The sequence below is a fragment of the Rahnella sp. AN3-3W3 genome (assembly GCF_003263545.1).
Lineage (GTDB): Bacteria > Pseudomonadota > Gammaproteobacteria > Enterobacterales > Enterobacteriaceae > Rahnella > Rahnella variigena.
The window spans coordinates 22,285-30,740 of record NZ_JYDG01000090.1; the positions used below are offsets into that span (position 1 = coordinate 22,285).

General features: G+C 55.9%; 10 protein-coding genes. 5 read left to right on the forward strand and 5 right to left on the reverse strand.

Translation table 11 applies throughout. The features are described from left to right. Positions 1-13: 13 nt before the first annotated feature. The 5 genes from UC15_RS20620 to UC15_RS20640 all read right to left on the reverse strand — a co-directional run bounded on the left by UC15_RS20620 (position 14) and on the right by UC15_RS20640 (position 3,998). Positions 14-766 (reverse strand): amino acid ABC transporter ATP-binding protein, encoded by a 753-nt coding sequence (locus UC15_RS20620; protein WP_112290577.1) that lies wholly within the window; start codon positions 764-766, stop codon positions 14-16. Then, positions 766-1,416 carry an amino acid ABC transporter permease gene (locus UC15_RS20625; protein ID WP_112290579.1) on the reverse strand — a complete coding sequence of 217 codons (651 nt, stop codon included), beginning with the start codon at positions 1,414-1,416 and terminating at the stop codon, positions 766-768. The genes UC15_RS20620 and UC15_RS20625 overlap by 1 nt, the downstream gene beginning before the upstream one ends. A gap of 2 nt (positions 1,417-1,418) precedes the next feature. Next, positions 1,419-2,084 carry an amino acid ABC transporter permease gene (locus UC15_RS20630; protein ID WP_112290580.1) on the reverse strand — a complete coding sequence of 222 codons (666 nt, stop codon included), beginning with the start codon at positions 2,082-2,084 and terminating at the stop codon, positions 1,419-1,421. A gap of 24 nt (positions 2,085-2,108) precedes the next feature. Beyond that, a complete protein-coding gene (locus UC15_RS20635) occupies positions 2,109-2,900 on the reverse strand; it encodes a transporter substrate-binding domain-containing protein (RefSeq protein WP_112290582.1) in 792 nt (263 codons plus the stop codon). Positions 2,901-3,158: 258 nt separating this feature from the next. Next, entirely contained in the window at positions 3,159-3,998 is an 840-nt protein-coding gene (locus tag UC15_RS20640) for a MurR/RpiR family transcriptional regulator (protein ID WP_112290583.1), read from the reverse strand. A 200-nt stretch (positions 3,999-4,198) separates the two neighbouring features. Here UC15_RS20640 and UC15_RS20645 point away from each other — a divergent pair, with 200 nt between their 5' ends. The 5 genes from UC15_RS20645 to UC15_RS20665 form a co-directional block, all read left to right on the forward strand. Next, complete coding sequence (locus UC15_RS20645) at positions 4,199-5,785, forward strand: gamma-glutamyltransferase family protein (RefSeq protein ID WP_112290585.1); 1,587 nt, start codon at positions 4,199-4,201, stop codon at positions 5,783-5,785. A 36-nt stretch (positions 5,786-5,821) separates the two neighbouring features. Further along, positions 5,822-6,016, forward strand: coding sequence for an oxalurate catabolism protein HpxX (hpxX, locus tag UC15_RS20650; RefSeq protein WP_112290587.1), 195 nt, complete (start codon positions 5,822-5,824; stop codon positions 6,014-6,016). A gap of 14 nt (positions 6,017-6,030) precedes the next feature. Further along, complete coding sequence (locus tag UC15_RS20655; protein ID WP_112290590.1) at positions 6,031-7,434, forward strand: AtzE family amidohydrolase; 1,404 nt, start codon at positions 6,031-6,033, stop codon at positions 7,432-7,434. A gap of 52 nt (positions 7,435-7,486) precedes the next feature. Then, positions 7,487-7,870: an oxalurate catabolism protein HpxZ gene (gene hpxZ, locus UC15_RS20660; protein ID WP_112290588.1), complete on the forward strand. Its 384-nt coding sequence runs from the start codon at positions 7,487-7,489 to the stop codon at positions 7,868-7,870. 377 nt (positions 7,871-8,247) lie between these two features. After that, on the forward strand, positions 8,248-8,456 hold a 209-nt coding region (locus UC15_RS20665), incomplete at its 3' end, for a transposase (RefSeq protein WP_157961019.1).

Consider the following 8,456-nt stretch of genomic DNA (forward strand, 5'->3'; position numbering starts at 1 on the left):
ATCCTTTACAATGTTAGCTTGCAGCAGCCTCACTAAGGCCGCGGACGGATGCGATAAACTGTTTCAGCTCGGGGGTTTGCGGATTGGCAAACAACGCCCGGCTTTCGCCCTGTTCCCACACGGTGCCCTGATGCATAAACACCACGCGGTCGCCCACTTCGCGGGCAAAATTCATTTCGTGCGTCACCAGCACCAGCGTCATGCCTTCTTTCGCCAGTTGCTCGAGCACTTTCAATACTTCGCCGACTAATTCCGGATCCAGCGCCGAGGTGATTTCATCACACAGCAGCACTTTCGGGTTCATCGCCAGCGCACGGGCAATCGCCACACGTTGCTGCTGGCCGCCGGAAAGATTCGACGGGTAATAATCCATGCGATCCGCCAGCCCGACTTTCGCCAGCATCTGCGCGGCCAGTTCACGGCATTCAGCGGCGGACTTTTTCAGCACGCGGCGTGGCGCCAGCATGACGTTTTCCAGCGCGGTCATGTGCGGAAAAAGATTGAAGCTCTGAAACACCATACCGACGGAACGGCTGATGTCACGCGCCTGAGAATCGCGGTCAGTGATGGTCATGCCGCCCAGTTTGATGCTGCCTTCCTGATAGCCTTCCAGCCCGTTCATGCAGCGCAACAGCGTGCTTTTACCTGAACCGCTGCGGCCGATGATCGAAATCACTTCGCCGCTGTCGATATCCAGATCCACGCCTTTCAGCACGTGGTTCTGACCGTAATATTTCTGAACCTGATTGATGGTGATCAGTGGCATTACTGTTTATCTCCACGCAATGATTTTTCTAAATGCTGACTGCAACGGGACAGCGGATAGCACATCAGGAAGTAGCCCAGCGCCACTAATCCAAACACTTTGAACGGCTCATACGTCACGTTGTTCAGCATGGTTCCGGCTTTGGTCAGTTCGACAAAACCGATAATCGACGCCAGCGCGGTGCCTTTCACCACCTGCACGGAAAATCCGACGGTCGGCGCAATGGCAATCCGCAGCGCCTGCGGAGTAATAACGCGCCATAACGTCTGACCGAAATTCAGGCCGAGGCAGCGCGACGCTTCCCACTGGCCTTTCGGTAACGCGGCAATGCTGCCGCTCCAGATATCCACCAGATACGCGCTGGTATACAGCGTCAGCGCCAGCGCGGCAGCCGTCCACGGACTGACGTTGATACCAAACAGGCCAAGCCCGAAGAACGCCAGGAACAGCTGCATCAGCAACGGCGTACCCTGAAACAGTTCGGAATACAGACGCACAAAACGCGTCGGCCAGCGGCGTTTGGTCAGTCGCAGTAGCAACAGCGGCAGAGTCACCAGCGTGCCGCCGATAAACGCGGTCAGCGACAACAGCAACGTCCAGCGCGCCGCCAGCAGGAGATTGCGCACAATGTCCCAGTCAGTGAAGGTCATCATCAGTTTTCACTCCCAAAGACACGACGTCCGGCCAGCAGCAGCAACTGACGCATCGCCACCGACAACAGCAAATAGAACAACGTGGTGACCAGATACACTTCGAAACTGAGGAAGGTGCGTGACTGAATTAAGTTCGCAGCAAACGTCAGTTCCTCAAAAGACACCTGCGATACCACGGAAGATCCGAGCATCACGATAATGCACTGGCTGACCAGAGACGGATAAATACGTTTCAGCGACGGCGGCAGCACAATGCGCAGGAACGTCTGACTGCGCGTTAGTCCCAGCACGCGTCCGGCTTCCCACTGGCCTTTAGGCGTCACCTGAATACCGGCGCGGATAATCTCGGTGCTGTACGCGCCGAGGTTAATCAGCATCGCCAGCAGCGCCGCTTCACCGGCGGTCATTTTCAGGCCAATGGCTGGCAGACCAAATACAATGAAAAACAGCTGCACCACAAACGGCGTATTACGGATGGCTTCGACATAAATGCCCCAGACTGTCCGCAGAATTTTATGGTTGCCGCAGCGGATGGCCGCGCCGCAAATTCCTATCGCGACACCGCCAACCGTTGCCAGTACCGTCAGCTCAATAGTGGTCCATAATCCGGCCAGCAGTTCCGGCATATAAGGCCACAGCGCGCTAAAGTTAAGCTGATAGGTCATGAAAAATCTCCGTCAAAACCCTGATCACGCGCCGATTGATGCCGGCAGCGGTGCCTTCATCCATTTTTCAGACAGCGTATTCAGCGTCTTGTCTTTGATGCCTTCGGCGATCAGTTCATTCACTTTGTCTTTCAGTGCCGGTTCGTCTTTACGCAGACCGACATAGCACGGCGAATCTTTCAGCATCACTTTGGAAACCGGCGCTTTGGCCGGGTTCATACGGGCTACTGCCGCCACTACCAGGTTACCGGTGGCGATGTATTCCACCTGACCGGACAGGTAGGCCGACAGCGTGGTGTTGTTGTCTTCGTAACGCTGAATTTTGGCATCCTTCGGTGCCACATCGGTCAGCGCCAGATCTTCCACCGCGCCACGGGTCACGCCGATGGTTTTGCCGGACAGTTCTTTCAGATCCGACAGTTTGTCACCCTGCGCACCAAACACGCCGAGGAAGAACGGCGCGTAAGCGTTGCTGAAGTCGATGACTTTTTCGCGCTCGGCGTTTTTGCCGAGGCTGGAAATCACCAGATCGACTTTATCCGTTTGCAGATAAGGCACCCGGTTGGCGCTGGTGACCGGCACCAGTTGCAACTTAAGTTTCATCTTATCGGCCAGATAATGCGCCATGTCGATGTCGTAACCTTCCGGCTGCAAATCCTTGCTCACCGAACCAAACGGCGGGAAATCCTGCGGAACAGCCACGCGCAGCACGCCACGCTTCTGAATATCCTGCAACTGATCGGCCATAACATTCGATGCCTGAAGCACCAACATTGCCGCACCTGCCCATGCCAACAACCGTTTGTTCATGTTCATAGATTATCTCCGGTGAAAAGTTTTTGGAACGATAGATTCTTATATTTAAAACTTTGCAACGAATGTGCCAAAAATGACCCGGCAGAAAAAATGTGCGCAAAGTCACGACATGACAAGGAATTAGCCATTCAGAGTAGAAGGGAGAAGGGATTTTTTTGCCCTGAATCAGGGCAAAAAGTGAGAAAGGTTGAAAACTCTGATGCACCGTAATTGTGCGAAAGCACCAGAAAAGCGCTCAGTTTGTCCCTGAATCGGGAATCAGCGCTGCTCCAGCTCATCCAGATCGTTATACAAATCGCTTATCTGATGAATGCGCTGACGGCCTGACGCGAGCATGTCGTGCAACAACGCATTGCTAAGTAAATTCGCCAGGCTCATGGCAGATGAATAACTGTCGAACGCCGACACGCTGTCGAGCGGCGCGGCCAGATGCCAGGTGGCGAGCGGAATAAGTGTCTGCGCCTGCGGCTCGCAAATCAGTAAAACCGGCACATCAAGTGACTGTAATTGCGTGAGAATCGCCTTCGCCATGCGGGGACGGCGACGGAAAGCAACGAAAATCACCACGTCCTGCGCGGTGAGATCCACCAGTTCTTCCGCCAGCGTCTGCCCCGGCTGCGGCATCATCATCACGCCAGCACGCACCTGAATCAGTTGCTGACGCAGGTGCAGCGCCACCGGATAACTGTTACGAAAACCGAGCAGACGTACCTGCCGCGCCTGACTAAGGGCGGTGATCAGCGCGCCAAACTGTGCGCCATCAATCTGATTAATCCACTGCGTCAGGTTAGCCATTTCCTGTTTATAGTGCCGTGATAACAAGGTGTTACCTTGCACCGCGTCACGGCTGTCGGTCAGCGGCATGCCACTCTGGCGCAGGGTGCGCATTTCATCGCGCATATCGCGATAACTCGGGTAACCAAGACGTTTAAACAGGCGGCTGACCGTGGCTTTCGACACGCCGCTGAGCCGCGCCAGCTCTGCGCTGTTGTAGCTCATCAGGTCATCAATGCTGGCAAAAATAAAGTCGGCCACCCGCTGTTCCTGCGGCGTGAGTTCTGCGTAATGGTCACGCAGACGTTCATCAATCTGTTTCATCTCCGTCCCTTTTGTAACCAATGTTTCAGTAAATCAGCGGAACATACCATGCACTATGCTTGCCAATGCAAGCTAAATTATGAGTGAAAGTCTGAGGGTTTTGCCGATGTGGAACACCTCTTGCTTAACTTAATCCCTGCACGCCCTCATCCCTGCATGCGCGGGCAACATAAAAAAAGCGTTTCAAAAAAGGACATCGCATGATTAACAGTAACAGCGCACCGCTGGGCATGGCGGTTACACCTCATCATCTGGCGAGCCAGAGTGCGCTTGCGGTATTGCGTGAAGGCGGCAATGCCATCGAGGCAATGGTGGCGGCCGCCGCCACCATTGCCGTGGTCTATCCGCACATGAACGGACTGGGCGGCGACGGTTTCTGGCTGATTGTGCCCCCGCAGGGCAATCCGGTGGCGATCGACGCCAGCGGTGCCGCCGGTTCGCTGGCCTCTCTCGATTTTTACGCCGGTGAAACGCACATTCCGCATCGTGGTCCGAAAGCGGCGCTGACGGTCGCAGGCACCGTCGGCGGCTGGCAGGAAGCGTTGAATGTATCGGCTGAATTCGGCGGTGAGCAAAAACCGCTTTCGCGCCTGCTGCGCGATGCCATCCGTTACGCTGCGGACGGCATTCCGGTGACCGCTTCGCAGGAAGCCGCCACCCGCGCCAAGCAACATGAACTGAAAGATTTCCGCACCTTCGCCGATGTTTTTCTGCCTAACGGCGACGTGCCGCGCGCCGGGAACCGTTTCACCCAGCCGCAGCTGGCGCAGACGTTATCGATGTTGTGCGAAGACGGGCTGAACAGTTTCTATCGCGGTGAGCTGGCCGACAATATGGCCGCCGACATGGAAAAGCTCGGTATGCCGGTCACCCGCGCCGATCTTGCTGCTTACAAGCCGCAGCGCCGTGTGCCGCTGCGCCTCAAACACAGTAAAGGCGAAATCTACAACCTGACGCCACCGACGCAGGGGCTGGTTTCGCTGGCGATCCTCGGCCTGACTGACCGCCTGCCGCTGGAAACCATGGATGAAAGCGCGACGATCCACAGCATTGTCGAAGCCACCAAACTGGCGTTCGGCCTGCGCGACCGCTTTATCACCGATCCGCGCATGATGACGCAGGACGCGCAGAGTCTGCTGGATCCGCAGTATCTCGATGCCCTCGCCACCCGCATTAAAGCGCACAGCGCCGCCGACTGGGGCAAAGGTAAAGGTCCGGGCGATACCGTCTGGATGGGCGTGATGGACAGCAGCGGGCTGGCGGTGTCATTTATCCAGAGTATTTATCACGAGTTCGGCAGTGGTGTAGTGCTGCCGGGCAGCGGCGTGTTGTGGCAAAACCGCGGCGCATCTTTCAGCCTCGACGCCAGCCATTTACTGGCGCTGGCACCGGGCAAGCAACCGTTTCATACCCTCAACCCCGCCGCCGCACGTTTATACGACGGGCGCACCATGGTTTACGGTTCGATGGGCGGCGACGGTCAGCCGCAAACCCAGGCCGCGGTGTTTATCCGCCATGTGGTGCAGGGGCAATCGTTGCAGCAGGCGATCAGCGGTCCGCGCTGGCTGCTGGGGCGGACGTGGGGAGAAAGTTCGGATTCACTTAAACTGGAAGGCCGTTTCGCCTATCCGACGCAGGCCGGACTGAGACAGCGCGGTCACGACGTCGAACTGTTACCGGATTTCAGCGAAGCCGTCGGCCATGCCGGTGCGATTGTCCGCCATACCAACGGCATGTTTGAAGGTGCCTCCGACCCGCGCAGCAACGGCAGCGCCGCCGGATTTTGATCAGAGTTCGCTCATGAAAATTGATAAGGAAGCAGCATGAAAAATACCCCCGCAGCGACCGACTGGGCCGCTTATATCCGCCAGATGGAAAGCGTGCTGGCGCTGGAACTCGACGACACCCGTCGTCAGGAATTGCTGGTGCAGTTCAGCCGTATCGCGCAAATGGCACAACCGCTGATGGATTTACCGCTCGATTCGCGACTGGAAATTGCCGGGGTGTACAGAGCATGAAGAGTGTATCGCGCATGAAATCGTTTGATAGGTTTACTGTCAGTCAGTTACATCAGGCGATGGCGCAGGGCGAAATCTCAGCGACAGAAATTGCGACGTCCACGCTGGACGCCATTGAACAGGCTAATCCGGTCATCAACGCGTATACGCATATCACCCGCGAACGCATGTTAAGTGAAGCAGCAAAAGTGGATAAAACCCGCGCAAGCGGTGCCGCACTTCCGCCTCTGGCAGGCATCCCTTATGCGGTGAAAAACTTGCTGGATGTGGCCGGTGAAGTAACGCTGGCAGGCGCAAGCCTCAACAGCAGCAACGCTGCCGCACGCCACGATGCGTGGACAGTTTCACGCCTCGCAGCACAAGGCGCGATGCTTTCCGGCATGCTGAATATGGATGCTTACGCGTACGGTTTCACCACTGAAAACAGCCATTACGGTGCCACCCGTAATCCGCGGGATCTGGCGCGTGTCGCCGGAGGATCTTCCGGCGGTTCCGCCGCCGCCGTGGCTGCTGGTCTGGTGCATTTCACACTCGGCAGCGACACCAACGGCTCGATCCGCGTGCCGGCCTCATTGAGCGGTATTCTCGGCCTGAAGCCGACCTTCGGACGAATTTCACGTCGCGGCAGCCAGCCGTTTGTCGCCAGCCTCGATCACATCGGTCCGATGGCGCGGTGCAGCGAGGATCTGTCGCAGGTCTATGACGCGATTCAGGGCACGGATCCGCAGGATCACTTCCAGGCAGATAAGCCCGTTACCGCGACGTTTTCGCAGCTCGGACGCGGCCAGCAGGGTTTGCGCACCGCGGTGCTGGGCGGATATTTTTCTACCTGGTGCGACGATCACGCTAAAGCGGCGGTGCGTCAGATTGCGCAGGCTCTGGAAGCACAGGAAGAAGTCGTGATGCCGCAGGCCGAACTGGCGCGTTCAGCGGCGTTTATCATCAGTGCTTCTGAAGGTGGTAATCAGTATTTGCCAAAACTGCGCAGCATTCCGGAGCAGTTTGAGCCATTATCCCGCGAGCGTTTACTGGCAGGCGCGATGATCCCGGCGGCGTGGTACGTCCAGGCACAGCGTTTTCGTCAACATTTTCAGGAACAAATCTTGCCCCTGTTCGATCACTGGGACATTCTGATCGCCCCTGCCACGCCATGCCCGGCAACACTGATTGGTCAGGACACAATCAGAATTAACGGTCAGGATCTGCCAACCCGTGCCAATATGGGCATGCTGACGCAGCCGATTTCGTTCCTCGGTTTACCGGTGGTCACGGTGCCGGTCACGACATCAACCGGTCTGCCGATTGGATTACAACTGATTGCGCCGCCGTGGCGCGAAGACCTGTGCCTGCGCGCTGCACGGGCGCTGGAATTACAGGGAATAGTGAACGTCAGCAGTTCTCCGGTGATGCCCGCGTAAAAACCTGCATCTCCGTTTTCCAGGGTGAAGTAAAAGAGTAAAGAGACGAATCATGAAAACTGAACATATCGACCGCCCGGCGATCCTTGCCGAAATGAATGCGGCATTTTATCGCTATGAACAGGCGCTGATCACCAACGATACCGCCGTCCTCGACGAACTGTTCTGGCACGATCCGCGTACCGTGCGCTACGGTGCGGGCGAAAATCTTTACGGCATCGAAGCCATCCGCGCGTTCCGCTCAGCGCGTTCCTCACAAGGTTTAAACCGGGATCTGGTCAACACCACCATCACCACATTTGGCGATGACATGGCAGTGGCCAGCACGGAGTTTCGCCGTGAAGGGACCGACAAAATCGGACGTCAGCAGCAGACGTGGGTGAAGATGGCGAGTGGATGGAAGATTGTGGCAGCCCATGTGAGTCTGATGGTTTGACCGAACCAATGGGCGGTTCAGCTTTGGAAAGCTGAGGAAACTGTTCTTTTCCAGGAATGGACGATGAAAGTTTCGGTTTCTCAATAACAGCGATCACTTGTCGCGCTGCGCCGAAACCGCCCAAAAGGGGCCAGGACGGGCCCCTCTTGGATCTTATATCTTGATTACCGCATTCGAGCGATAATCCCCCGACTGATCATTGGGGATATTGCGGTGAGTTTCATTTTGGACTTGAGCATCAAGCCCGTGTGGGAGAGTAAACCACCGCAATATATCGGTCGCCTTCAAAATTGAACGGTATCTTGTGCATAAGAGCACCTATTTATAAGTTTAATTATGGCGGCATATTCTTCATGAGCTAACTATTTGGAGGCTCTATGGAACACGATATTGTTGTCGGTATTGATGTTGCCAAGTTGAAATTTGATGCGGCTGTTTGGCTTGGTGAGACAAAGTACAAAACGAAAGTTTTTGCTAATACTCCAAAGGGTTTTGAGCTATTAAGTGCGTGGTTACAACCTTATCAAGGCGCTCATCTTTGCATGGAAGCGACGGGTTCTTATTTTGTCGCATTAGCAACCTTTTT

What these genes read in the sequence shown, in the direction of transcription:
- UC15_RS20620 (WP_112290577.1), bottom strand. Translation starts at nt 766, where the DNA reads ATGCCACTGATCACCATCAATCAGGTTCAGAAATATTACGGTCAGAAC.
- UC15_RS20625 (WP_112290579.1), bottom strand. Translation starts at nt 1,416, where the DNA reads ATGACCTTCACTGACTGGGACATTGTGCGCAATCTCCTGCTGGCGGCG.
- UC15_RS20630 (WP_112290580.1), bottom strand. Translation starts at nt 2,084, where the DNA reads ATGACCTATCAGCTTAACTTTAGCGCGCTGTGGCCTTATATGCCGGAA.
- UC15_RS20635 (WP_112290582.1), bottom strand. Translation starts at nt 2,900, where the DNA reads ATGAACATGAACAAACGGTTGTTGGCATGGGCAGGTGCGGCAATGTTG.
- UC15_RS20640 (WP_112290583.1), bottom strand. Translation starts at nt 3,998, where the DNA reads ATGAAACAGATTGATGAACGTCTGCGTGACCATTACGCAGAACTCACG.
- UC15_RS20645 (WP_112290585.1), top strand. Translation starts at nt 4,199, where the DNA reads ATGATTAACAGTAACAGCGCACCGCTGGGCATGGCGGTTACACCTCAT.
- hpxX (WP_112290587.1), top strand. Translation starts at nt 5,822, where the DNA reads ATGAAAAATACCCCCGCAGCGACCGACTGGGCCGCTTATATCCGCCAG.
- UC15_RS20655 (WP_112290590.1), top strand. Translation starts at nt 6,031, where the DNA reads ATGAAATCGTTTGATAGGTTTACTGTCAGTCAGTTACATCAGGCGATG.
- hpxZ (WP_112290588.1), top strand. Translation starts at nt 7,487, where the DNA reads ATGAAAACTGAACATATCGACCGCCCGGCGATCCTTGCCGAAATGAAT.